General features: G+C 42.0%; 19 protein-coding genes. 8 read left to right on the top strand and 11 right to left on the bottom strand.

The window, feature by feature from the left end:
• Positions 1 to 26: 26 nt before the first annotated feature.
• The 5 genes from pbpC to K8F54_RS02970 all read right to left on the bottom strand — a co-directional run bounded on the left by pbpC (position 27) and on the right by K8F54_RS02970 (position 11,267).
• Entirely contained in the window at positions 27 to 2,396 is a 2,370-nt protein-coding gene (gene pbpC / locus K8F54_RS02950; protein WP_290786749.1) for a penicillin-binding protein 1C, read from the bottom strand.
• A 7-nt stretch (positions 2,397 to 2,403) separates the two neighbouring features.
• Positions 2,404 to 7,971, bottom strand: a complete 5,568-nt coding sequence (locus K8F54_RS02955) for an MG2 domain-containing protein (RefSeq protein WP_290786751.1) — start codon at positions 7,969 to 7,971, stop codon at positions 2,404 to 2,406.
• Between the two features lie 260 nt (positions 7,972 to 8,231).
• The gene (locus K8F54_RS02960) at positions 8,232 to 9,737 is read right to left on the bottom strand and encodes a DUF4173 domain-containing protein (protein WP_290786753.1); all 1,506 of its coding nucleotides are present in this window, start codon (positions 9,735 to 9,737) and stop codon (positions 8,232 to 8,234) included.
• Between the two features lie 146 nt (positions 9,738 to 9,883).
• Positions 9,884 to 10,189 carry an antibiotic biosynthesis monooxygenase gene (locus K8F54_RS02965; protein ID WP_290786755.1) on the bottom strand — a complete coding sequence of 102 codons (306 nt, stop codon included), beginning with the start codon at positions 10,187 to 10,189 and terminating at the stop codon, positions 9,884 to 9,886.
• Between the two features lie 4 nt (positions 10,190 to 10,193).
• Positions 10,194 to 11,267 carry an isoaspartyl peptidase/L-asparaginase gene (locus K8F54_RS02970; protein WP_290786757.1) on the bottom strand — a complete coding sequence of 358 codons (1,074 nt, stop codon included), beginning with the start codon at positions 11,265 to 11,267 and terminating at the stop codon, positions 10,194 to 10,196.
• Between the two features lie 200 nt (positions 11,268 to 11,467).
• Here K8F54_RS02970 and K8F54_RS02975 point away from each other — a divergent pair, with 200 nt between their 5' ends.
• The 3 genes from K8F54_RS02975 (at position 11,468) to K8F54_RS02985 (ending at position 14,247) form a co-directional block, all read left to right on the top strand.
• The gene (locus K8F54_RS02975) at positions 11,468 to 11,971 is read left to right on the top strand and encodes a CAP domain-containing protein (protein ID WP_290786759.1); all 504 of its coding nucleotides are present in this window, start codon (positions 11,468 to 11,470) and stop codon (positions 11,969 to 11,971) included.
• A gap of 66 nt (positions 11,972 to 12,037) precedes the next feature.
• Positions 12,038 to 12,574, top strand: a complete 537-nt coding sequence (locus K8F54_RS02980) for a 3-hydroxyanthranilate 3,4-dioxygenase (protein ID WP_290786761.1) — start codon at positions 12,038 to 12,040, stop codon at positions 12,572 to 12,574.
• A gap of 119 nt (positions 12,575 to 12,693) precedes the next feature.
• Positions 12,694 to 14,247, top strand: coding sequence for an aldehyde dehydrogenase family protein (locus tag K8F54_RS02985; RefSeq protein WP_290786763.1), 1,554 nt, complete (start codon positions 12,694 to 12,696; stop codon positions 14,245 to 14,247).
• A gap of 67 nt (positions 14,248 to 14,314) precedes the next feature.
• Here the strand turns inward: K8F54_RS02985 and K8F54_RS02990 are convergent, their stop codons facing one another.
• The 6 genes from K8F54_RS02990 to K8F54_RS03015 all read right to left on the bottom strand — a co-directional run bounded on the left by K8F54_RS02990 (position 14,315) and on the right by K8F54_RS03015 (position 19,717).
• Positions 14,315 to 15,040: a metallophosphoesterase family protein gene (locus tag K8F54_RS02990; RefSeq protein WP_290786766.1), complete on the bottom strand. Its 726-nt coding sequence runs from the start codon at positions 15,038 to 15,040 to the stop codon at positions 14,315 to 14,317.
• Complete coding sequence (locus K8F54_RS02995; protein ID WP_290786769.1) at positions 15,037 to 16,140, bottom strand: DNA helicase PriA; 1,104 nt, start codon at positions 16,138 to 16,140, stop codon at positions 15,037 to 15,039. Before K8F54_RS02995 ends, K8F54_RS02990 begins: the two co-directional genes overlap by 4 nt.
• A gap of 69 nt (positions 16,141 to 16,209) precedes the next feature.
• Positions 16,210 to 17,349 (bottom strand): SPFH domain-containing protein, encoded by a 1,140-nt coding sequence (locus tag K8F54_RS03000; RefSeq protein WP_290786772.1) that lies wholly within the window; start codon positions 17,347 to 17,349, stop codon positions 16,210 to 16,212.
• A gap of 56 nt (positions 17,350 to 17,405) precedes the next feature.
• On the bottom strand, positions 17,406 to 18,542 hold the full coding sequence (locus K8F54_RS03005) for a DUF5929 domain-containing protein (RefSeq protein ID WP_290786775.1): 1,137 nt from the start codon (positions 18,540 to 18,542) through the stop codon (positions 17,406 to 17,408).
• Positions 18,543 to 18,552: 10 nt separating this feature from the next.
• Entirely contained in the window at positions 18,553 to 18,963 is a 411-nt protein-coding gene (locus K8F54_RS03010; RefSeq protein ID WP_290786777.1) for a VOC family protein, read from the bottom strand.
• A complete protein-coding gene (locus K8F54_RS03015) occupies positions 18,950 to 19,717 on the bottom strand; it encodes an SDR family NAD(P)-dependent oxidoreductase (protein WP_290786780.1) in 768 nt (255 codons plus the stop codon). The genes K8F54_RS03010 and K8F54_RS03015 overlap by 14 nt, the downstream gene beginning before the upstream one ends.
• Before the next feature lie 189 nt (positions 19,718 to 19,906).
• On the opposite strand from K8F54_RS03015, the gene K8F54_RS03020 reads away from it, so the two are divergent.
• The 5 genes from K8F54_RS03020 to K8F54_RS03040 all read left to right on the top strand — a co-directional run bounded on the left by K8F54_RS03020 (position 19,907) and on the right by K8F54_RS03040 (position 25,568).
• Positions 19,907 to 20,911, top strand: coding sequence for a MoxR family ATPase (locus K8F54_RS03020; protein ID WP_290786783.1), 1,005 nt, complete (start codon positions 19,907 to 19,909; stop codon positions 20,909 to 20,911).
• 71 nt (positions 20,912 to 20,982) lie between these two features.
• Entirely contained in the window at positions 20,983 to 21,846 is an 864-nt protein-coding gene (locus K8F54_RS03025) for a DUF58 domain-containing protein (RefSeq protein WP_290786786.1), read from the top strand.
• Positions 21,847 to 21,852: 6 nt separating this feature from the next.
• A complete protein-coding gene (locus tag K8F54_RS03030) occupies positions 21,853 to 23,508 on the top strand; it encodes a DUF4381 domain-containing protein (protein WP_290786789.1) in 1,656 nt (551 codons plus the stop codon).
• Positions 23,508 to 24,512: a VWA domain-containing protein gene (locus K8F54_RS03035; RefSeq protein ID WP_290786840.1), complete on the top strand. Its 1,005-nt coding sequence runs from the start codon at positions 23,508 to 23,510 to the stop codon at positions 24,510 to 24,512. The genes K8F54_RS03030 and K8F54_RS03035 overlap by 1 nt, the downstream gene beginning before the upstream one ends.
• 15 nt (positions 24,513 to 24,527) lie before the next feature.
• Positions 24,528 to 25,568 (top strand): VWA domain-containing protein, encoded by a 1,041-nt coding sequence (locus K8F54_RS03040; protein WP_290786792.1) that lies wholly within the window; start codon positions 24,528 to 24,530, stop codon positions 25,566 to 25,568.

A 25,568-nucleotide genomic window follows, 5' to 3' on the forward strand; every position in this document is an offset into this window, starting at 1 on the left:
TAGGAAATTAGCAGGAAGCGAAATATTTATAACGAAGCTTTCGCAATTTCAACCCGTTGTTTGAGTTCATTTCCGTCGCTGTCGGTTACAGTTAAGATATAATTCCCCGGCTTCGGGGCAATGGCAAGTTCGTGAAAGGTTTCGGTGGTACCTAAATAGCGATCATCCAGATACCAGAAAACGGTTGTTTCGGGAGCTCGATGCGCCAATTTAAAAATAACTTCGTTTATATTTTCATCAAATCCCTTTGGCAGTAAGATAGCCTCGTTTCTTTTCGGAAAAATAAAATCCATTTTTTGCTCTCCTTCTTTTAGGCAGTCTTGTGCAAAGGCCGGAAGAGGTTTGTATTCGGGGTGCAAGGGCGCGTAGTAATATTCCAAAACAGGAGGCAGGGCGAACCAGCTTTTTTGCACCATATTTGCCAAGGGATAACAACTTGTATTTACCTGTAAGGATTCAGTGCTATTTAAAAATACCCGTTGATGATAGTTGCAAGCAGTGCTTTTTGCGCCATCTTTCGGAATCCATTCCATGGATGTTTCTTCACAAAAGACACCGGCTAAGTGACCGCTTTTTTTGCATAGCTCCGCTTCGGTCAATTCATCGTATGGTATCGCAAACCACTCACTTTTTGGAAGTATTTCCAAGACATCAAACAAAACAGGTGCCGCCGCCTGGATTCCTGTAAGTCCGGGGCGACCTTCACCATCGGCATTTCCTACCCAGACTCCAATGGCGTATTTGGAGGTGACCCCAACGGCCCAGGCATCTTTAAAGCCGAAACTGGTTCCTGTCTTCCAAGCGATGGGCTGTGCACTGCTAAAAAAGCTCCAATTCACTTCTCCTTCGGGGCGGTTTACCTCCTGAAGGGCATTAAGGGTATGATAAATAGCTCCTGCATTAAAGATAGGTGCGTTGTTTTGTGTTTTTCCGAAGTCGATTTCTTTTCCTTTAATGTAAATAGGAGCAACAAATTCATTAGATCGGTATGCACTGGAGGATGCATTAAAATAATTTAAGGTTGCTGCCATTCCGGCGTAGGCGTTGGTGATATCCCATAAGGAACTTTCGGCACCTCCTAAAATTAAGGCCAGACCATAGTGATTGGCCGGATAATCGATGCCGTTGAAATGCAATTGCTTTACACGTTTATGAAACCGTTCCAGGCCATATTCCCGAAGCATCCTCACTGCCGGAACATTTAAAGAACGCGACAAGGCCACACTAGCGGGAACGGCCCCGTTAAATTTTTTATCGAAGTTTTCGGGCGTGTAGCCATTCACGGTGGTTGGAATGTCGGCCACCAGCATATCGGGCAACAACTCGCCACTATCCAACATGGAAGCGTATAAAAATGGTTTTAACAGACTTCCCGTGCTTCGCGATTTGTCAATAACGTCTACATAATTATTGTTCTCATTTGAAGTAGGTGCATTGCCAACATAGGCAAGTACTTCTCTGGTATTTACATCGAGGATTAATACCGCCAGATTGTGAATTTGATTCTGAGCGAGGGTAAAATGATGTTCTTTCGTAATTCTGTTTATTTTTTGCTGAAGGCCATACGCAATTGTTGTTTGAATGCGTTCCCCGCGATTTTCGCTGCGAATCTTTTCGGTTAGATGTGAAGCAACGTCCGGAAGCGGGAAAGGCTTTCCGGGCAATGCCTCCTCCAGCGCTAGTTCATAGGTCATTTGATCGATACTACCTTTCTGAAACAATTTTAAAAGCAGTGCGTTTCGCTTTTTCAGTAAGATCGCCTCATTTTTCCCCGGAAAGATCAGAGCGGGGGCGTTTGGCAATACTGCCAAGGCAGCCGATTGCCCCCAACTCAGTTCGGTGGATGGAATTCCGAAGTAACGCCATGAAGCAGTTTCCAGGCCTACTACATTGCCCCCGAAGGGCGCATAAGAGGCATAAAACGTCAAGATGTCCTTTTTTGAATAGCCCGCTTCTAAACGGGTCGCCTGAAAGAGTTCGATGAGTTTTTCGACATAAGAACGTTCTTTATTTTCACGGGACAGCCTAATGACTTGCTGCGTCAACGTACTTCCTCCACGACGAGAATCGGTAGTAAGATTTTGCCACAAGGCCTTTGCCATGGAAACAGGATTAAAGCCGGGGTGTTGGTAAAAATACTCGTCTTCAAAAAGTAATATTGACTGTTCAAATCGGTAGGGCACCGAATCCATTTTAGGAAACCGCCACTGTCCGTCCTCTGCGATACGAGCCCCTAACATAACGCCTTCTTTGCTTTCCACAACGGTAGCTGTAGGCACCTTGAATAAAGGTGCCGGAAGACAGAACAACCATCCCACAAAAAGCAGGAACAGGGCACCAAATTTTATTTTGTGCCGCCAAAGATAGTTGATGATATGTTGTCGCTTTAAGTTCATAAAACACCTATTGTTGCACCGTGACCCATTGCCCCTTGTTTCGGGCGTAGTAGGTATTGTCGTACATGGCTTCGGTCTGTGCTCCGGGTAGGTAATACGTGCCTAAATACGACGCGTTCAATTTGACTGTAAATGTTTTGGATCCCTTTGCAGGCAGATCAAAATAGAAATTCACTCGGTCGTCCCGAATATCGGTATAACGGGCTTTGCTTGAAGCACCACCACCTAATTCGGTAAAACTGGTATTCACAATTTCCCAACCACTCGGAAAGATCTGGGCTAGGGCTACGTTGCCGGCATAATCATTTGATGAGTTCGTCACCAAAACTTTGGCTGTAATTTCGGTTCCTTGACGTAATTTACTTATATCCAAAGCGTTTCCATCCCCATCCAAATACTGCATTTTTACACTTAAGTTCCGTTGTTCGGTGAGTTCATCGCCTAGCGGTAACTTCCCTTTTTGGATCAGGGTCATATATACGACATTGGCTTTTTTGTTAGAAACTGTGACCGAGTTGCTACCCATTATATGACCAATTGATCGCTGAGCCACTGCACGATCGGTATTTATGACCGTCACCTTATCGTTTTGCGTGAAGGTTATACTCATGGCCTTTCCGCCATTTTTTTCAATCATTTTGGCCATTGCCAATAAACCATAAGCGGTTTCTTGTGTGCTGTACCAGTTTTGAGAAGATAGTGATTTAGCCAGTGAAACGGCTAAGTCGCGTTGCTTTGGATCACCCAAGGCCACCATGGTTTCTAAAGCCATTGCCTTGTTTCTGAATGGAGAACCATAGGTGTAATAATCGTAACGCTGCGGTTTAAAATCGATGTTGGCACTTTGTGCAATTTGAGTTGCTACTTTCTTCTTGCCAGCCAATGCATAGGCTGCTGCCAAACGCCATTTGGCATCGTTGCTCAGGTGCTTCGACTCACGTAAGCGGTTCATGGCGGCTAATTCGGCCTGACCCGCCAGTGCTAGCGTATACAAGCGATAGGCCTGTAGTAAACTAGAATTATAGCGCGTATCACTATTGCGCCATTGTCGAGCACTGTTTTGCTGATAGCGCAACCAATTGCTCATAAAAGTGAGCGGTAAGGCATATCCCTTCTGTTTGGCTTCTAGCATAAAATGACCCACATAATTGGTACTCCAGGCATCAGATTCGCCTTCTCCTGGCCAATAGCTCATTCCGCCGCTCGCGTTTTGGTAGGTGCCTAATTTGCGGATGGCTGCCTCAATATTTCCTTGGATTTCCTTTTTCTTATCAAAGGTTATGTCAAATACATCGGCGAGGAACAACTGCGGAAATGCCGCCGAAGTAGTTTGCTCAACACAGCCATGGGGATACCGAATAAGATACTCCATACGTTTGCCGAAATCCATGGGAGGCAGGGTTGAAAATTCAAGTAAGGCATCGTTACTACCCGCAACACCAAAGGTCTCGAAGTTGATAGTTTCTGTGCCATTTTCTGAAAGTGTAAGCTGAAGTGTTTTTTGTGAAATAGGATTTGGGTTCTCTACATCGATTTCAACTTTATAGCTTGCTTTTTCACTATTTCCTGAAGCTAAAACTTCTATGGTTTGTATTTTTTCGGTAGGCAATACTTCAAATTCGAAGTTCACAATTTGTTCCCCAAGTTCTGTAAACGAAATGCTTTTTGAGCTTCCGTCTAGGGGTTTTAGAGCATCTCCTGTTTTTACAGTAATCGTGACATTCTTTACCTTCTTTTCCATGGCAAATACGGTGACCGGAAGCGTCACTTTTTCACCGGGAGATAGCTTCCGCGGAAGTGAGGCCAATACCATTAAAGGCTTCCGAACCGGAGTAGTAACTTCGGTTTTTCCGTAGGCACTCTTCGGATTGGTTCCGGCGATGACCATGGTGCGTACCGACCCGATATAATTGGGCATAGTAATTTCATGTGTTGCTTTTTTTCCCGCTTTCAACTCGAAGGGTCCCAAATATTTCACCACGGGTTTAAAACGATCGGCCTTACGGTTCTTGGCGCCCGCAGCCTCATCACCTCCACCAATCGCATAAATGTTATTTACGCTTCCTGAGTAAGCGCCAATGACATAATCGTAGATATCGAAAGTTTTTACCCCAAGTGCTTGACGGGTATAAAACGCTTCATGGATTTTAGGGGTTTCAAAACGGGTAAGATCTAACAGGCCTTCATCTACCATAGCAATGGTATAGGTCATGGGCTTGTCATCTTTTTCAGAAACTTGTATCGTAAATTTTTCTTTGGGTTTCAGCACCTTGGGCATCTCCAGCTCGGGATGTAAAACGGTGGAAGGATCTTCTACTAGTAATGGTATGACACCGTATAAGCGAATAGGGAGATCGTTCTTGGTCTGTTCGTGAGGTTGCAATAATGAAATATTTACATATACATTGGGCGCCATTTCTTTGGTCATTTTAATGGTCGCCTTCGTTTCCCCTTTTTTGGTTTCGATCCATTGAGTTGACAATACTTCAGTGCCATTTTCAATACTTAGCAAGGCACGCCCCTTACTTCCGGAAGGAAAGGTAACTGTGGCTGCATCACCCACATTGTATTTTTCTTTGTTTGCTGAAAACACAAGCATCTTAGCACTTTCTGCATCGCCATCCATTGGCGCTTTCCACCAATTTTTGTAGAAATAGGTAATTCGTCCTGTGGCATGACCAGATTGTGTATCGATTACCCGAATCAAATACCGCCCGCCTTCCTTTTCGGGAATATTTAATGTGAAATTTGCCTTTCCGTTTCCGTTGGTGGTTACCTTAAACTCCTGTACCGGTCGGTGGACCGATGCACTTTCATAGCGGGAAAGATTGTCCTGACTTCTATTCCACCACCAGCGCCATTCAATTCGAAATACTTTTACCTCCAGTTCTCTATTGCCACTCGCTTTCCCTTGTGCATCAACCGATGCGACATCGAATACTGTATTCTCATCGGTGAAATAAGAACCATAGCGGTGCGCTTCGGGAGACCGAAGACCAACAAAATGACTAAAAGGAGCTACATTCTTGGAGAAGACATCTATGGAGAAATCACCCCCACCTTCAAATATTTTGGTGAGAAAAGTGGCTTTCAACATGCCGGGAGCATTGTTACTTATTTCCAATTTTTCAGAAAAAGTGGTTGTTCCTTCCGAAGAAAGCTTGGTGTCTAACATAGGTAACTCTACCGCATCGAAACTACGGATAGGATCATTGAAATTGTAATTTTTAAATGCATCAAAGGCCGTGCTTGTGGCTCGAAGCGTGGTTGTCATCTCGATTTTTAAATTCCGGGCCGGCGCTCCGTGAAGCCATAATCCGGTTGCAGTTCCTTTAATGGGCTTACTGGCATCCAGAATTTCGTCGTCAAAATCCAGTTTTATTTTGAGTCGGTTAGGTTTTATAGTAGCTACTTTTAATGTCTTATTGAAGGAAACACCTCCTACTGTAATGGTGGCATTCCAGTTTCCGGTAGGCGCCGTAGGCTCCGTCATTATTGGAAAATAATAAAAGCCATTCACTCCCGATGTAGCCACATTTCGTTGTACCAGTTTTCCACGGGCATCGGTGACTTCCAATTTTACAGGGTGATTTTTCGGCAAGGGATTTGCAACATCGTTTAAAGCAAAGGTTAGGTGAATGCTATCTCCGGGACGATGCACCCCTCTTTCGGTATATAAAAATCCTTTCAACCCCTTCTGTAACTGTTGTCCCGAAACGTCGAAATTACTCAGCGATAGGGCATTTCCGTCTTCCAATTTTGCATAGGCATAGTTATTGCCTTTCTGAGCAACGGCATAAGCCGCCGTTTTATCACTGTCGAAGAGGGCGAGACCATCCAATTCTGTCGTAACGCTGCCTAGGAGTTGCTGTTGATAATTATAGAGATTAATTTTTACACCTGCTTCAGGATCTGTGGTCAGAAGATTATTGGCAGCAAAATGATAGCTACGATTGTTTCCTTTTTTCACGATCAGGCCCAGATCGCTGCCTAAAATGTTGGTGCTGGTCACTCGGTCTTCGTTGTAATAGGCATCATGACAGGGATTGTCGCGTTGTTGCCAATTGTAGGTATAGTTGCGCCAGCGGTATAATTCGTTATCCCAGTATCGCTCTTCGCGTTCGTCCTCATCGCCGGTGTCGGCAACGGCATACTCTTCTTCGTAATAATAATCGTCTTCGTAGTAGTCATCCTCATTATCCGTTTCCGAAGTACTTTCCGAAGCAGTACAGTCATAGTTGCTGTATTCCTTCTTAAAACTAATTTCTACGCGGTAAAGCGCACCGGGATCGGCATTAAAAAATTCAGAAAGATTTAAAGCGTAGGCCTTCCATAGACCATTGTCGCCAATACTGTTTCCTTGTAGGTTAATGGTCTTTTTAGCCACTCGCCTCCCCACTTTCCGGAGGTCGTAGTAATTGGCGTCATTGAGATCGGCCGACTGTAAATACTGTAGCATATTGTTCTCGAAGATCTTTATAACCCGAACATCCACCGAGGATAGATTTACGGTTTCGAAGTAAAGTGGGGTAGAAGCGGCATTGGGCAAGATGCTTCCGCTGGAAATAAGACGTACGGCCGGTTTTAGCTGTTCGAAGGAGATCAATTCGGAAAACTCCTTCTTTAAGGAGAAGCCATCCGTGTTTTTAATCCCGTTAAAAATAGTTACCCGAACATTTCCTATCACGCGATTTGGCGGATAAACATGCAATACGTTTCCGTCTACTTCGAAGCGCAGATCGGTGGTATTTTCAATTGCGACTAATCCCGAAAAGTTCTGACTGTCCCGCAAAGGGTCGGAAAAATTTATAGAAAGGGAAGCTTGTGGAGCGAGAGTGCTTTTTACATCGACCACTGTAAAATTGTTTTGACCCGGAATAGCGAAGGTATTTGATCCCTTTGTTTTACTATCGATGGCTTTGCCATCCCAACTGATTTCAATCTCCGAATCTTCTATATCTCGCTGAATGCTATCAATTTTGAAATTAAAGAATTTTGCATGTCCCTCTTCGGAAGACCACCTTAGTTCGAGTTTTTTCTTGCCTTGTTTTACCGAAACCAATTGCTTCGCTTTTTTTAAACTGATGAGGTCTGAAGCCTCTATAGCTCCTTCTACGTATTGCCATTTTTTGGAATAGGATTGTAGGTTGCCAAGGTCTATCTTAAAGTTTGGAGTAATGGTTTTAAAACTGAAGGTGTAGTGTTTAAACTCTTTTTCTACATCTTCATATAGCTTATTCAGTTTAACCGTCACGGTATATTCGGTGTCGGGCTTTAGATATTCTTCAGGTTGAAAAATTAGGGTGCTACCATTTTCAATGAGTAGCTTTCCTTTGGTTTTAGGAGATATTTTAAGGTAATCTGAAGGCAGTTCTTGAGCGATGTCGAATTGTTCTAGGTTTTTGGCTAGTTCAATACGGATAGGTGCTGCGATGGATTGATTTCCGTAGGTATTATAACTAATATAGTCTTTGAATTTGAATAGATTGTCGGTTTCTGAAGGGTCGTTTTTATCGCCACAAGAAGTTAGAATTAGGAAGAAAGCGAACGCGAGTAATCGATGAAGATTTTTCATAAATGATGGTTTAAAGCGAATTAAAGTTACAAAAAGCGATGCGTAATTTCGATGCTGTTCTCAATTATGATTACAACGGTGTTTTCGATGTCAGTTGCTAAAGGACAAATGACACTCGTCTTTAAAAATTAAGCAAATTTTAGGGAAGGTGGTGGCTTATAAAACGAGGGATTGTTGCTGCTTCGTATATGCATTTTGGCATTTGTGAAGAGTTTAACAGTGGTTCAGTATTTGGCTTAATTTCCTACTTGTAATTGTGTTTAGGGGATAAACAACTTTTTATAGGCCAAATATTCGGCTAAATTCCATGACAAAATAGACTTAGACTCCCACCTTTCTTTGAAGGCCGCTTTCCTCTTCTCGATGATGTTGAAGTATTCGGGATAATTTTCGGTCAATCTCGGATCCTCGAATTTCTGCCTTTGAATAGTTTCAATACCTGCGAGTTCCGCTTTAGTTTTTGAGAGATGTGGTAAGGCTTTATCAGACAAAGTCGCCAACCATTCCAAATGTAGAAATGCCGTGTTTGAATGACTGAAATTATACTTCGCGATCAGGGAGTCCCAATTGATCGCTGAAGAAATGACCAAAACAGCTACCAGCGCTATGGCATTTGTTTTAAAAAGATAGAAAGCAGATTTCTTATGCCGAATTTTTATAAATACCGAAAGTAAACCAAAAAGGGTCAATACTATAAAAATGAAAACGCCAATTCGCTTATAGGCCAAAGAAAAATAGTTGATATACCACAAATTGCGAACTACAACCGAAAATGCCAGAATTGCATTCTGTACAATCCAGGCGTAGGCCAGATATTTCAACCACCTATTCTTAGGATAGAAATTGAGATTTTTTCTGAAGAAATACAGCACGACCGCCATCGAAATTAGGATGGAAAAAATTAATAAGTAGGTGCCTTCGTGAACAAATTGTTTGAGACTTTGCCCTTCCCATTCGAAGTTGAACCACACCCAGTAGATGTCGGTAATGTTTAGGACAAGGAGTAGTATGTTCAAAATGATAAAAAGAAAGATACCGGCTTTGAATTCATTGCGCAGCGCGGGAAGTTTAAAAAAGCGTTTTCTTCTAACTTTTGTTCTGCGCAACTGCTCTTTCGCATTTTGGTCGTAGGTGACGATATCTGAATTTGGCGTTCTAAACACAAGAAAATTGCTTATTAGTAAAGCGAGGAAAAAGGTTAAAAAAAGTGCGATTTCAAGATCTTTAAATAGAAAAAGGAATCCTTTGTTTACAGTCTGAATAATTTCAGAAATAAGATCACTAAAGATTGGATTTGAGGCACTATAAATAATTAGGAATATAAAAATGATGCCCAACGGAATGATAAAAATTCTCGACTTCCACAGAAAACCACCTAGGTTTTTACCTTTTATTTTTGCTCGAAACACCCTTTTAATAAACATAGCTTGTGTTTCGACAGTAGAAGAAAATGCCAGTCCCACTGCATTGACAAGGGAGGTGACTTTCGGGTAATTTAGAACACCCACAAATATAAACAGGACCACAAAATGGACGATATACGCAAAGAGGGAGTGTGTGATGAGCGTAGCAAACAAACTAATAAGTAAGGCAGAAAGACAAAAGAGCCCCGTTCCGGTTTTTGGAAGTGCTTTTGAAAGCAGTAAACCGGCAATAAAACAAACTTCGAACAAGACCAGATTGAGCCCTAACGACTGACGGTAAAATAAAAAGGTAATAAAAATGGCACTTAAAAAGACAATGGAGAGGTGCTTGTTAAAATTCATCTATGTAAATATGTTTGTTAAAGTATAGATGTATTTTTTCTCCTGTAGCGATAGTTTAGATAGGTTCCTGTAATACTGGCCAAGGGCAGTCTCGTGTTTTATATGAAATAGATTAGAAAGAATAGAAAAGGTTGCGTCGCTTTCGGCTATGATCGTTGAAATTCATATTCTCGTTCCACTTTACAGATTCTAATCTTATACCATTCGTACCATTTGGACCTTCCCAAACGCTGCGCTTCCAAATGATCTAGATTTTTCTTCCAGTTCGAAATGGCCTCCAAGCTTTCCCAATAGCTTATGGTAATTCCCAATTCGCTTCGGGCATGTTCCAAACCGAGATAACCGGGTTGGATTTTGGCTAGATTTTCCATGGCTTCCGCCATTTCAGCATAGCCTTCGGTGTGAGAAGTTTGGGTCGATGTAAAAATTACTGCGTAATACGGCGAGTTCATACACTTACTCCTTATAAATACCTATAGTCAATGTTCCTTCAGCATTCATGTGCGCTCGATACATTCCTGCCGTATTGAATTCCATTGCGACATTTCCGTCTTTATCAATAGAGACAATGCCGCCATCGCCTCCCAAGGCGGGTACTTTTTTCTGAATCACTTCACGAGCCGCTTCTTCTAAGGAAAGCCCTTTGTACTCCATAAGTGCCGAAATATCGTGCGCCACCATAGCCCGAATGAAATATTCGCCCCAGCCGGTAGACGAGACGGCGCAGGTTGCATTGTTGGCATAGGTTCCTGCTCCAATAATTGGCGCATCCCCAATTCGGTTCCAGCGCTTGTTAGTCATCCCTCCGGTTGAGGTTCCGGCAGCTAGATTTCCATTTTTATCCAAGGCGGCACAACCCACCGTTCCAAATTTCGAATCTTTTATAAAAGGATCTATAAAGGCAGTTTTTCCATCGTGATCTAGTTCGGTCTTTTCTTTCTCCTTAATGCGTTGTAAAGACTGAAATCGGTTTTCGGTATAAAAATAAGAAGGGTCTACTAATTCAAAACCTCTGGATACCGCAAAAACTTCTGCCCCTTTTCCGCTTAGCATCACATGTGGAGAATCGTTCATGACAGCTAAAGCGAGGTCGATGGGATTTTTAATATGTGTAACACCTGCGACCGCTCCTGCATCCAAGGTAGCCCCGTCCATCACCGAAGCATCCAATTCATTGGTCTCTTCGTGCGTAAATACCGCGCCTTTGCCTGCATTGAATAAAGGCGAATCTTCCATCACATTAATGGTCTTGGTGACAGCCTCCATGGCAGTGCCACCATTTTTGAGGATTTCGTGACCTACCCGAATGGCTTCTTCCAACTTCAATTTGTATGCAGCTTCCAAAGAATCGCTCATGTTTTCTTTTAGAATGGTACCGGCCCCGCCATGAATAACAAGCCCGAATTTTTCGGAAGAATTTTTAACAGTATCTGTTGTTTTGTAAGAAGAATCCGACGAATTATCTTTAGAAATACAGCTGAAAAGCACAAAAACACCGATTAAAAGTGTTAAAATTTTTAATTGTTTCATATAGACCATTTTATGGACCAAGATAACCATAAATCCAGTGTTTTCCTTGGGTCGTCTCTTTTTTTCTTGTAGGAAATATATATGAATACAATCAAATAAATCGATGAAAGGCTTTAAAAAATCGATGAAAGGCATTTTGTGTAAGATATTTTTTTATATTTGAACCAGCATCATGCCCCAAATTTGATGCCCCCCGTATTATGAACCTACTTAAAACAGGCCTACTGGCTATGGTACTAATGTGCCTTGTTACCTCATGTCAAAAAGACGAAGGGGTAGCTGTCGAAGAAGCAAACTATTCTATTGATCTTAATCTTGCTCAAGAAACCGACTGGGTTATGGCAGATGCCATTTTAAACCTGATCAATGAACACAGAGCTACTCAAGGTCTTTCGGCAATTGCCAGGGATCAACAATATGCCTCTGCGTACGCAGTAGATCATACCCAATATATGATCGACTTGAAAAAAATTAGCCATGATAATTTTGGTATACGCTCTGAAGCACTTAAACAACGAGGTGCTCAGGTAGTTGCCGAAAACGTGGCGTATGGCTATACAACTCCCGAAGCAGTAGTGACGGCCTGGTTAAATAGTGCCGGACATAAAAAGATTATCGAAGGAAACTATACGCACTCCGGATTTGGAGTCATGCAGTCTTCCGACGGAAAATATTATTTTACACAACTATTCTATAGAAAGTAAAACTCCTCTACTTTTTTTCTTTTAAAGCTTTTGCCGTATTTTTATGAAAATAATAAAGATACGGCTATGGCTATTCAAGGACCTTTCAATTTAACGAAGTGGGTTTCAGAAAATCGGGAATTGTTAAAACCTCCCGTAGGAAACAAAAATCTCTATACTGATGCCGGAGATTATATTGTAATGATTGTCGCCGGGCCGAATGCCCGAAAGGATTATCACTATAACGAAACCGAAGAGTTGTTCTACCAACTTGAAGGGAATATAGAAGTACATATTCAGGAAGATGGTAAAAAAAGAACCATGAAACTAGGTCCGGGCGATATGTATCTCCACCCTGCCAAAATTCCACATTCCCCGGTTCGTATGGAAGACTCTATAGGACTGGTGGTTGAATTAAAGAGATTTGCAACGGGTGCCAAAGACGGTCTGATGTGGTTTTGTGATAATTGCAACAATAAACTGTACGAGGTGTATTTTCAGCTAGAAGACATTGAAAGAGATTTTTTAAAACATTTTAAAATATTCTACGGTAGTGAGACGCACCGCAGCTGTGATAAATGCGGCACCGTTATGGAAACCGACCCTCGTTTTACGGCCGAATAAGTCACTATTCAAACTTCAATTCCCGCCATATAGAAACTCTATAGGATTCATTTCAAAATCTTCGCGGTATTGTGTACCTTCGCAGCTCATAAATTCGCGAATAAAAACACTCTATAATTATGTCAACTGTAGCAATATCCTTTGGAATTGAAGAAGCCCTCGAACAACTAGGAATTAAAGAAGTAAACAAAGGAACTTCCACCGGAAACGATTGGTTTTCGGAAGGTGAGGCATTGGCCTCGTTTTCTCCCGTAGATGGAAAATTAATCGGAAAAGTGACCACCACATCAAAGGAAGATTACGAAAAAGTGATGGACAAGGCCACTTCGGCTTTTAAAAGTTGGCGTTTAATCCCTGCGCCACAACGTGGTGAGATTGTTCGTCAATTTGGAGAAGAGTTACGAAAACTAAAGGAACCTCTTGGGAAATTAGTCTCTTATGAAATGGGAAAAAGTTATCAGGAAGGCTTGGGCGAAGTCCAAGAAATGATCGATATCTGTGATTTTGCTGTCGGACTCTCAAGACAATTGCACGGATTAACCATGCACTCCGAACGTCCGGGACACCGTATGTATGAACAATACCACCCATTGGGGGTCGTTGGAATTATTTCGGCCTTTAATTTCCCGGTAGCTGTTTGGGCGTGGAATACAGCCTTAGCTTGGATATGTGGTGACGTATGTGTTTGGAAGCCTTCAGAAAAAGCACCGCTCTGTGGCGTTGCCTGTCAGAAAATCGCCGCCAGCGTATTTGCAAAGAACAATATGCCTGAGGGGATTTCATGTCTTATCAATGGAGACTATCGCGTAGGTGAATTCATGACAACCGATAAAAGAGTGCCATTGATCTCTGCGACCGGATCTACACGTATGGGGAAAATTGTTGGAAGGACTGTAGGAGAACGCCTAGGAAAATCTTTGTTGGAATTGGGCGGGAACAATGCGATTATCGTCACCCCGGATGCCGACATTAAAATGACCGTAATCGGTGCCGTGTTTGGAGCGGTTGGTACGGCCGGACAACGTTGTACTTCTACTCGAAGATTAATTATTCACGAGAGTATGTATGACAAGGTAAAAGATGCTATCGTAGCGGCCTATGGGCAATTGCGAATTGGTAATCCTCTTGACGAAAATAACCACGTAGGCCCACTGATCGACAAAGATGCGGTAAAGATGTATGAGTCGGCATTGGAAAGAGTGGTCGCTGAAGGAGGTAAACTTATTGTTGAAGGCGGTGTATTAAGTGGTGAAGGCTACGAAAGTGGCTGCTATGTAAAACCGGCCATTGCAGAAGCTAAAAACAGTTTCGAAATTGTACAACACGAGACATTTGCTCCGGTTTTATATTTATTGAAATACAGCGGTACGGTAGAAAATGCTTTGGAGCTTCAAAACGGAGTTAATCAAGGATTGTCTTCGGCCATCATGACCAATAACCTGCGAGAAGCCGAGCATTTCTTGTCGGTAGCCGGAAGCGACTGTGGGATAGCCAATGTAAATATTGGGACCTCAGGTGCCGAAATAGGAGGCGCATTTGGAGGAGAAAAGGATACCGGTGGCGGACGTGAAAGCGGAAGTGATGCGTGGAAAATCTATATGCGAAGACAGACGAATACCATTAACTATACCACCGAGTTGCCTTTGGCGCAGGGGATCAAGTTCGATCTGTAATAGAATATTTAAAGTAGCATTGAAACCGCTTCGAAAGAAGCGGTTTTTTTTGTACTTAAAACGATTGTTAATTCCGCCCTTTTTCTTCAGGATATAAGGTCCAAACAGGATCACTTTGCCAAAATTCCTTGGTATCCACATCCAGTATCGTAAGTGGTCCTTTGAATGCGGCCCCGGTGTCTATGTTCCATACATTGGCATAATTCACAGGCGTGGTTTCCCCAATGCGTGTAACGGGCGTATGGCCAATGTATATTTCTTTGAAAAGGCTCAGGCGTTTGGGATAGTTTTTATCTTTTTCTGAAATGGAATGATCCATAGAGCATACCATTTCCCACAGGGTACGGTCCCAATACACCATATTTTTAAAATACTCGTGTTGCGGCCCGTGCATATTGGTAAAACCGGCATGTAAAAACAATCTGTTTTCGGTATCTATATGATAATTACTGAGTTGTTCGAAAAAATGCATATGGTCTTGCAGCGCTGCTTCGGAAAGTTTGGAATAGCTAAATTTACTGGCTTCTCCCCCATGTGCCAACCACATAGGATTGTGTTGCTCACCCTTCAGAAAATTATATAACAACTCTTCGTGATTTCCTCGCAGAAAGACACAGTTGTAGGTTTCAGAAAAAGCTATTAAAAATGAAACTGTTTCAGCAGCCTCACTCCAACCATCCACATAATCGCCAATAAAAATAAACTGATCTTCCGAAGAAATATCAGCACGATCCAATACCTGTAGTAAGGCACGTAGCCCTCCATGTATATCACCTACGACTAATGTCCTCATAATTGTGTAACTAAGATAATGATGCCCAAAACGATAACAATGGCCAATACCAAGAAAAAGATCTTCCAGAAGGAATAAGGACGCTCCCCAGAGAGGGTGCCATTTTGCCCATTCACGAAGAAATTATAACGTTTTCCCTTAAAGCGGTAAGCGCTTATATAGACCGGAAGCAATATGTGTTTAAAGGTTTCGTCGGTTAATTTCATATCGATGGACGTAACCCGCTGGGTGTCACCGCCTATATCTTGTCGTACCCAGCGATCTGCAATTTTTCGGGCCTCCTCGTTTGAGGATAGGTATCCGTCCTTTAAAGGAATCGTATATTTTTCGGTGACAAATCCGGAAAGAAAACTACTGTCAAAAGGTTTGAGCTCTTTCAGATTCCATTTGGCCACTTTTGGAGGAATAATACCCGCTTTTTGATGCGATGCCTTAATGAGCGTATCGTCCACAAAGCCACTGATACTCCCCGATGCAAAGGTCCAACGGGTCCTACGCTCTTGCCGAGTTCGAGTAACCGATTTTCCATTGACGGTAGTTGTATAAGGAACTGTTACATAATAATAATCACCCCGTTGACCGGTATAATTGGCATACAGCTTTGCATCGAAGGTCCAAAATGGAGCATATAGCCCTTTTGTGTTTTGCGGATCAATCGCGGCTTTTTTTAAGTTATTAGGAGCGAACCATAAACCGGACACCCATTTCTTAAAAAGTTGGTGTGCCTTTTTTTGATCTAACTGAAACGGCAATACAGCCCCCGGAAGAATCCAATCTTCCTTGTACATATCCTCAACAATTAATGGCATCCCACAATAAACACAGTGTAAGGACTTGTAATTTTCTTCCACATGCTGATGCGCCCCGCAATTTTTACAGTGAAGCATGGTAATTTCTTCACTGTGGGAACGACTTCCCAATTCTTCGAGATAGGGTTTTAGCTCTAACTCTTCAAAACCATTTACGGAAGGGGTAATGGACTGTGTATAACTGCAATACTCACATTTGAGCTCTGTGGTACCGGGGGCATATAGCAATTCTGCCCCACAGTTGACGCAGGATTTTTTTAGTTCCGATTTTTGCGAGGCAGTTTCTTCCACGATAATCTAAAGAAGGTAAAATAATAGTCTTTAAGCGATATAAAATCGCTTCGAAATAATAATAATGGATTATTGCCCCGGAAGCGGTGGAGGTGTATTCCCACCCAAGAAGACTTTCAATTCTTCTACTTCACTAATAGCAGTCCAATTTTGCATTCCCTGTTTCCAAACAAGTGTATCCTTATTAACAGTCCTGCTAGCAAATAAGGCACGAAGTTGATCAAAACTCACGGGTCCTGCCTGTTGTCCGTTACTAGAATAGAAATATTGAACGGCCGCTGGCATTGGCGGTGGCATAGCGCCTCCCTGCTGTTGCATAGGTACCTGTTGTTGTCCGCCCATTTGTGGATTCATCATGCCTCCCATCTGTTGGGCAAGCACGAAGCCCATTCCCATACCCATTCCGGCGCCTGCCGTACCGCCTTCATTCAAAGCGGCAGCTTCAATCGCCTTGGCCGTTTTGAATTTGGTCAATTTGTCTAAATCCAATTTGTCAATACGACTGTATTCGAAGATCTCCTTTTTGAGGTCTTCGGGCATGGAGACGTTTTCGATATAGAATTTTTCTAATGAAATCCCTACGCTGCCAAATTCCGGCTGCATAACGTCTTTACAAGTTTCAGATAACTCCGTAGTGTTGGCCGCGTATAATTCAATAGGCAGATTGGCCTGTCCTACCGTATCGGTAAAGCGCGTTGCGATCAAACTCTTTAAATGTTCGTTGATCTCGAAATTGGTAAAATTATTATCGGTCCCCACAATGTCTATTAGGAACTTTCCGGGATCGCTAATTTTAAAGGCATAGGTTCCAAATGCACGAATTTCCACCAATCCAAAACGATCGTCGCTAAGCGTGATTGGGTTCTTGGTGCCCCATTTCTCATCGGTGAATAGATGCGTATTCACAAAATAGACCTCGGCCTTAAACGGACTGTCAAATCCGTATTTCCAACCTTTTAAGGTGGTAAGTATGGGCATGTTTTGAGTGTTTAAGGTGTAAGTGCCCGGTTTAAAAACATCGGCCAACTGCCCTTCATTAATAAACACAGCCGTCTGTCCTTCGCGGACAATGAGTTTGGCGTTATTCTTTATTTCATTTTGATAGCGCTCGAACCGATGACAGATGGTATCGTCTGTATAGTCCAGCCATTCGATGATGTCTATAAATTCGTGACTTAGTTTTTCTTTGATTTTGTCGAAAATGCCCATGGGTTTTGTTATTAAAATTGTTGAAGTTTAAAGGTATAAAATAATGAGAAAATAAATCAATTGTATTTCACTTTCCGAAGGATTCGTACCGATTCCTTAAACGATTGGTATACATTTCCGTTCGTTTGTTTCAAAAGCGCCTTGGCTTCGTACAATTTTTCCATGGCATCATCGAAGTCGTTCAGATAACAAATAAGATAAGTCGCCGGCAGGCTTATCAAGTCTTTTTCTTCGGAAGCCGTTAAAGGCACATTCTTTTTTAATTTTTCAATCAGACTGTTATTGGCATTGTAAATATGGTGCAGGGTCTTTTTGTTGAAACGAGGGGGTTGAAAAATTAATTTCGACTCAATATGATGCGAACCATTTTCTCCGAAGGTGATTACCACTTCCTCCAAAGGATAATATTTGTACTGCTTATTAAGGCCTAAGTGCACATATTCGGTGATCTTGAATTCATCTTCAGTATACATAATGCTCACCTCATCTAGGGCCGAATAAAACAAACGCACCTGTTCGTTAATGAGTTCAATATCCACTCGCGAAAAGTAGGTTTCTCCCTTAACCTGTTTGGTGTTTCCCGCCCAACACACCACAAACAATTCTTTAAAAACCTTGTAGTTGGATTCCAAATCCCTGTGGCGGTGATTGATAAAATCGATGACGCCGTCTAGGGTGAGTTCAATATTATTTTTGGCGTTGGTTTCAATGGATTGAACGATCTCCGAGTTCACATCTTCGATCACGATGTCGAAATCCTTCGGCATTGAGATGCTGCCATCGCGTAAAAAAATGGAACCGCCCCAGTATTTCCAGATATTCTTTCGCAGCGATGTTATTTTTCCATTGGGTCGGATGGTCACTAAACCTACCACCTTGTCTTCGGGTAAATGCGGGAACGCCACATTTTCGTAGACAATCAATGGGGCATGAGTTAGATAAGCATTTGCTAGATTCTGAATCTTACTATCGTCAAAAAAATCGACTCCGCGAATCTCGTTGGTTTCATCCTCCACACCAATCACGATATACGAATTATTGTTAGGATTGCTATTGCTTAACGCACATACATGTTTTAAGAATTTGGCCTTTCCCTCCTTGTTGCTGAGATCGATCATCCGCTTTTTGTCATAGAAACTGCTCTCATCATTGTGAGCAAGCAGGTTTTTAATCAAAAGGCGTTTGTTAATCATGGAGTATCAATTATTTGTAAAAGGACGCTTCATCTACAACGAGCGCAGTGAGTTCCACAGTATGTCCATCGAGATCTTTTAGGTAGATTGAATGAAAATAAAAATGATCTTGAAATTCATAAGGTACACCTAGTTCTTCAAATCGTTTCTTTGCCTTTCGAAAATTCTCTGAAGTCAAATTAAACGCAAAATGATCAATTTTTACATTCCTTGAAGCTGAGTTTATTTTCGGATCCATAGCATTTGCAGGAAATATCGCCACCCCTGTCTTATTAGATAACATAAAAATGGGAAATTCACCCCACTCGGGTAGCTGATACTTTTTAAGTCCGAGCACCTGTTCATACCAATCGACTGAGGCTTCCAGATTCTTGACTCTTATAGCGACATGGTCTAAAAAATTAATATCAAATGTTGTCATAGTTTTTATTAACGATAGTCGACGAAGCTTGGTCCAGACACATCACGGTGAGATCGGTTATATTTACGTGGGGAGGGCGCGTTACGGCAAACCAAATAATATCGGCTATGTCTTCAGGTTGTAAGGGGATATATCCTTGATACACGGTTTCGGCACGATTTGAATCTCCTTTAAAGCGCACCTTGCTGAATTCGGTTTCCACCAAACCGGGATTTATAGCACCAACCTTAATCCCTTTTCCGTTGAGGTCAATTCGCATGCCTTGGTTTAGCGCATCGACCGCGTATTTACTGGCGCAATAGACATTTCCTTTGGGATACACTTCCTTGCCCGCTGTCGATCCAATATTGATAATATGACCCCTTTTTCTGTGAATCATTCCGGGGATAATCGCCTTACTAACATAGAGCAAACCTTTTACATTGATGTCGAGCATGGCTTCCCAGTCCTCTATATTTCCCTCTTGAATTGGATCCAAACCATGCGCATTTCCGGCATTGTTAATTAAAATATCTATTTCTGAAAAGCTCGCAGGAATGCTTTGAAGAGAACCAATAACCGAAGCCTTATCGCGCACATCAAAACTTAACGTATGTACTTCAGTTTGTTTTTGAAGCTCCGAAGCGATAGCGTTCAATCGTTCTTTCCTTCTGCCACACAAAATAAGTTTGATGCCGTGTTTGGCAAAGAGAGAAGCCGTTGCTTTTCCAATTCCGGAAGTGGCTCCTGTAATCAATGCAATTTTTTGACTCATTTTTTGATTTTTTTCAGAAACTTAATAAATTTGATCCTCTTTAAAAATAGGAAAACGGGTGGCATTACAACAGCTAAAACACCCTTATTTTAGTATAATTTTTAACCAATTGTTAACAGGGATTTCCAGTAGAAATCTCCAATTTGCGTGTCCTTAATACAGATACCCTTATTCGAAAATAATATTACTATGGAAGAAGTTAAAACCGCCTTGGATATTGGCGCATTGAATGAAAAAATTGAAAAGGAAAGTGCCTTTGTTGATATCCTATCATTAGAAATCAATAAAGTTATTATTGGGCAAAAACACATGGTCGAACGACTACTCATTGGACTTTTGGGACAAGGACATATTTTACTAGAAGGGGTGCCCGGGTTGGCAAAGACCTTGGCGATCAATAGCCTGTCTAAGGCTGTTCACGGAAGTTTTAGTCGAATTCAATTTACGCCCGATTTGCTTCCGGCCGATGTGGTAGGAACCATGATCTACAATATGAAATCGAATGATTTTAGTATAAAAAAAGGACCCATTTTTGCCAATTTTGTACTTGCCGATGAGATCAACCGGGCTCCTGCCAAGGTGCAATCGGCACTGCTGGAGGCGATGCAGGAAAAACAAGTCACCATTGGCGATACTACCTTTATATTGGATCGCCCATTTCTGGTAATGGCCACGCAAAACCCTATCGAACAAGAAGGAACCTATCCCTTGCCCGAAGCACAGGTAGACCGGTTTATGCTAAAAACAGTAATCAAATATCCTCAAATTGCTGAGGAACAACTTATCATTCGTCAAAACCTAAAAGAGGGGTACGAGCAGATTAATCCAGTTGTGACTTTAGATCAGATTAAAAGAGCTCAGGCGGCAGTTCGAGAGGTGTATATGGATGAAAAGATAGAGAAATACATACTCGATATCGTTTTCGCAACCCGTACTCCCGAAAATTATCGTTTGGCCGATCTAAAACCACTCATCAGTTTTGGGGCATCTCCAAGGGGAAGTATCAATCTTGCCATCGCTTCAAAATGCTACGCGTTCATTAAGCGTCGAGGCTATGTAATTCCAGAAGACGTTCGTGCCGTAGTCCATGATGTATTGCGTCATCGTATAGGTATTTCGTACGAGGCAGAAGCCGAAAACATTACTTCTGAAGATATCATCAACAAGATCGTTAACGAAATAGAAGTACCATAGCCGTTTAAAGTTGCACGTTCATAGTTTAGTGGTAACCAACCAATAATCTGAAGCATTTAACAAAGAACCAAGTGGATACAAAAGAACTTCTTAAAAAAGTACGAAAGATCGAAATCAAAACACGGCGCTTGAGCGACCATGTCTTTGGTGGCGAATATCACAGTACATTTAAGGGACGCGGGATGACATTCAGCGAAGTGCGTCAATACCAATTCGGGGACGATGTGCGAAATATCGATTGGAACGTGACCGCTCGATACAATGAACCCTTTATCAAGGTCTTCGAAGAAGAACGCGAGCTAACAATGATGCTCATGGTAGACATTAGTGGATCCGAGTTCTTTGGTACCGATACGCAGTTTAAGAATGAAATTGTAACCGAAATTGCTGCCACCTTGGCTTTTTCAGCCATGCAGAATAACGATAAGATCGGACTCATACTTTTCTCCGATGAAATAGAGCTTTTTATTCCTCCCAAAAAAGGAAAATCACATGTGCTCCGAATTATTCGCGAATTGATTGAACACCAGCCGAAAAGTAAAAAGACAGACATCGCACAGGCGTTGAAATATCTGACCAACGTTATGAAGAAGAAGGCCATCGTTTTTGTGCTTTCCGACTTTATCACAGATAGCTACAAAGACACCTTGAAGATAGTTGCAGGAAAACACGATGTTACCGGTATACGTGTTTACGACAAGCATGAGGAAACTATCCCGAACCTCGGGATGGTCGAAATGGAAGATAAAGAAACCGGCGAATTGCTCTTGGTAAATACCGCTTCAAAAGGAGTTCGAAATAGTTATTATGCCTATTACCGTGAGCGAGTCGACTATTTCGAAGAATCCTTTTTGAAGAGTGGCGCCGGCACTTTGAGTTGTCGCGTTGACGAGAGTTACGTACAGAAATTATTAGGCTATTTTAAAAAGAGATAGCAGTTGATGGAAAGATTTAAACAACATAAGGTTTTTAATTCGGTTTATTCGATTGGGCGATATCTTACCATGATCTGTGGTCTTATGCTTACCACATTAACTTTTGCACAGGTCACATCTTCTATTGATACTACTCAAATTAGAATAGGAGAAGAGCTAAGGTATACGATTGAAGTACTGGCAGATACAACAGATCTAATCGTCTTTCCGGAAGGACAAACGTTTCTTCCTTTAGAAGTAATCGAGTCGTATAAGGTCGATACTACCTATGAGCAGGCTACCTACCGACTCATAAAAAAATACGGATTGACACAATTCGATTCGGGCCGATATTCCCTTCCGCAACAACGGGTGATGATTAACGAAAAAGCACATCTAACAGATTCTACTATCATAGAAGTGAAGGATGTTGTCGTTGATACTACCACGCAGAAAATGTTCGAGATAAAACCCGCTATCGAAGTAAAGGATCCGCCTTTTGATTTGCTGAAACTGTTGTATTGGGTACTTCCTATACTACTTATACTGGGAGCTTTGGTCTATTTGTTATTCCGAAGAAAAAAAAGAAAGGAAGCCGAAGAAAAGCAATTACCGCCCTTCGAAGAAGCCATTGTTGCCTTAAAGAAATTGGACAGCTCGGACCTTCTGAAGCAAAACAAATCGAAAGAATACTATTCGCATCTTACCGAAATTGTAAAGCGCTATTTGGATCGTGAGGTGGATGACGCTGCCTTAGAAAGTACCAGTGACGAATTAATCGCTCGACTTCAGCTGCATAAAGACGCAGGGCATTTCGATTTTGATATGGAGACGATTCGCCACTTGGACCAGATACTAAAACGTGCCGATTTGGTGAAATTTGCGAAAATGCAACAAGAGGCCGGACAGGCAGAAGCCGACCGAAATACCATTGAAGAAATTATTACCGAAACACATGAGGTAATCCCGGAACCTTCGGAAGAAGAATTACTCCAGAATCTGGAATACCTGCGAGCTCAGAAAATAAGGAAACGCAATAGGCGCATTGCAATGGGGGCCATTTCGGGCGTGTTTGCCTTGCTGGTGGTTGGTGGGATTTTAACGGCGACCTACGGCTGGTCGTACGTTAAAGATACCGTTATTGGGCATCCAACCAAAGAGTTGTTGGAAGGAAGATGGGTGCGAAGCGAGTACGGAGTACCTGCCGTGCTGATTGAAACCCCTAAAGTATTGGTTCGCACACCCATGAATGTACCGGAGGAGGGACAACAAATAACGATTTCCAACGAACTATTTCAATATGGAAGTCTGACAGATTCGTTTTTTATAGTGGTAAATGTAGCGACCTATACAGAGGGAGTCGAATTGAATTTTGATGTTATTTCTGAAGGGATTTTGTCGATGCTAGAGCAACAAGGGGCATCCAATATGATTGTGAAAAAAGAAACCTTTTCTACCGAAGAAGGTGTGGATGGGGAGAAATTATACGGTGAGTTCGATTTTTCGGCAACCGGGAATACCGGGAAAAGTAAAAAAATGGAATATGAATTATTGCTGTTTCGAAAGGGCCACTCGCTTCAAGTAGTTGCGATCTATTATAAAAAAGAGGACAGCTATGCCGCCCAAGTGAAAGAACGTGTTGTCAATTCGGTTGAAATAGAAGTTTCAGAAAGTAAGAAATGATGTTTGAGAATTTTGAATTTGTAAATCCACAGTTTTTCTGGTTGTTCGTAATACTTCCGGTCTTACTGCTATGGTATGTATGGAAGCGAAATAAACAAACTGCAAACTTAAAAATATCCAGTACCAAAGGCTTTAAGACCAGTAAAAATTGGTTGACAAAACTACGCCCAATACTATTTGTATTTAGGTTGCTAGCCCTCTCTGCAATTATTGTTGCAATGGCACGACCACGAACTGTAGACGAATCTACCCGAATTAAAACCACCAAGGGAATTGATATTGTGATGGCGATTGACGTTTCGGCAAGTATGCTGGCACGGGACTTGCGCCCCAACCGGTTGGAAGCCTTAAAAACGGTGGCTGCCCGATTTATAAACGATCGTCCCAATGATCGTATTGGACTGGTAGAATACGCAGGCGAAAGTTATACAAAAACACCCTTGACCAGTGACAAAAGCATCGTTTTGTCGTCCTTAAATAGCATAAAATACAATACGACCATTGAAGGAGGGACTGCGATTGGAATGGGATTGGCCACCTCGGTGAACCGCTTAAAGGATAGCCGAGCAAAGAGTAAGGTGATTATCCTGTTAACAGACGGGGTGAATAACAGTGGTTTTATTGACCCTAAAATTGCAAGCGAATTGGCCGTGGAGTTTGGAATTAAAGTGTACACAATTGGTCTTGGAACCAACGGAATGGCGCAGAGTCCAATAGGTATTCGACCCGATGGAAGCTTTCAGTACGGAAGTGTACAGGTGGAGATCGACGAGACCCTGTTGAAGGAAATTGCCAAAACCACGGGAGGGCAATATTTTAGAGCAACCAGTACTTCAAAATTGGTCGAAATTTACGACGAGATTAATAAATTGGAAAAGACCGATGTGGAGGAATTTAAGTACCGTAATTACGATGAAAAATTTCGTCCATTGGCATTACTGGCGTTCGCCCTATTGAGTATAGAATTATTGGTTAGATATACATTGTTTAGGAGTTTTGTTTAATAAAAAAATAGGAATTTGTATCAATTAGAGGCATCCATATATTTTTATCTGCTAGCCGCCATACCGGTGGTAGTGCTGCTTTTCTTACTGGTAACTGTTTGGAAAAGGAGGACGCAAAAACGTTTTGCCGATGCGCCTCTGTTAAAAAAATTAAGTCCGAACAAATCAACCTTCAAACCTGTCCTAAAGGTTTTGGTAGTCTGTTTGGCATTGGCCTGCCTGAGCTTTGCCTTAGTAAACCCAAAGATTGGTACCAAACTGGAAACCGTAAAGCGTGAAGGGGTAGATGTGGTCTTTGCCTTGGATGTTTCAAAAAGTATGTTGGCCGAAGACATTGCACCCAACCGTCTGGAGAAATCGAAGCAGCTGATCACACAAATAATAAATAGTCTGGCAGGGGACCGAATCGGAATTATTGGTTATGCCGGAAGTGCATTTCCGCAGGTGCCAATTACGACCGATTTTTCTTCGGCCAAATTATTCCTTACCGGAATGAATACAGATATGGTCTCGTCACAAGGTACAGCCATCAACGAGGCCATCCAATTGGCACAGACCTTTTATAATGACGAGGAGCAGACAAACAGAGTGTTGTTTATAATTAGCGACGGGGAAGATCACGAGGGAAATGTAAGGGAAATTACCGAAGAAGCTGCTAGCCAAGGAATTCGCATTTTTACCATTGGTGTAGGAACAATTGAGGGCGGTCCAATTCCTATTAAGCAAGATGGAACACTTCAGTATTATAAACGGGATGAAAATAACCAACAGGTAATTACCCGTTTGGGAGAAGCAACCCTTCAGGAAATTGCGGCAGAAGCGGATGGCGAATATATTGATGGTGCGAATACAAAAGAGGTGGTTGAAACCGTTACGGCTATTTTAAACGGAATGGAGAAAAAAGAATTCGAAGCCAAGCAATTCACCGATTTTAAAGATCAGTTTCAATGGTTTTTAGCCGGGGCATTGTTTTTGCTGGTTTTTGATGTATTGCTGTTGGAACGAAAAACGGCCTGGTTGAAAAAATTAAATCTGTTCAATGAGCGAAAAGAATAA

The sequence above is a fragment of the Altibacter sp. genome (assembly GCF_019913785.1).
In the GTDB taxonomy this organism is placed as follows: domain Bacteria; phylum Bacteroidota; class Bacteroidia; order Flavobacteriales; family Flavobacteriaceae; genus Altibacter.